Origin of the sequence: Bacteroides sp. AF25-5LB (assembly GCF_003602965.1) — a bacterium.
Lineage (GTDB): Bacteria > Bacteroidota > Bacteroidia > Bacteroidales > Bacteroidaceae > Bacteroides > Bacteroides uniformis.
In genome coordinates, this window is the sequence record NZ_QTMC01000048.1 from 1 (window position 1) to 884 (window position 884).

Consider the following 884-nt stretch of genomic DNA (forward strand, 5'->3'; position numbering starts at 1 on the left):
GTCTGAGTGATTCGCCTCCCGTCATGAGTTGTCTGAGTCCATAGAGGTGGATTCGAAGTGTCAACCTTTGAGAGCCAGGAGCGACTCCCCATCGTACAGATGGTGAGCTTTTTGTATGGAGTATTAGCCGTGCGCCACTCACCGCCAGCCTTGACGGATTCGCCGTCACCGCCAGGTTTTCCTGGATTACCGTCGTTGCCGTCCACAACCATGGGTATAGTTTCCCGGTCCACGACCTGCCCACCCACGTAGAACACGAACTGCAGCTGCGTCGTGAAGTTCTTCGGGGAAATGGCCGTGCCGTTCTGTATCTCGACCTCCGAACCACCGTCCTTACTGTATTTCAGCACACCGTCAGTCGTGATGGAAGTGGTACCGCCTACAGACTTGGTGCGTGTGCATGACACGCTTGCCACACTGTAGGTACCATCCTTCCGCTTGCTTACTGAAGATACGGAAGGCACCAGCCTATAGAGTATCGCATCACTGCCCGGATTACCGGCACGTACACCGGCAATGGTGAACACCAGCTCACGGCTTATATCCGTATCCTGTACCGTAGCCGTAACGGTTATCCTGACCTCTGAGCGTGCAGGCATCGAAATGCCGGAAGCCACGGTAAACGCTATCACACCCGTATTGACATTGTAGCTTTCCGTGACACCGGCAGGCGTCACGCATGAGATGGACTTGAGCTGTAGCTTCTTCGTACCATACCACATGCCGACGGTTGTATTGAGCACGGATTGCGAAACAGTCTTTCCCTCGTATGTCAACGCCACACTCTCCATCTCGTTGTCGAAATCGGCTACAATGGCCGACTCACCGTCAAAGCCCCATTTGGCCCAGATGGCTGCCGGTGAAAACGCGCTCCATACACCGTC

The 884-nt window shown here is 54.8% G+C and carries 1 pseudogene; it reads right to left on the reverse strand.

Annotation, left to right across the window (positions count from 1 at the left end):
• A pseudogene (locus tag DWY57_RS20655) lies at positions 1-884 on the reverse strand (hypothetical protein); the annotation flags it as partial.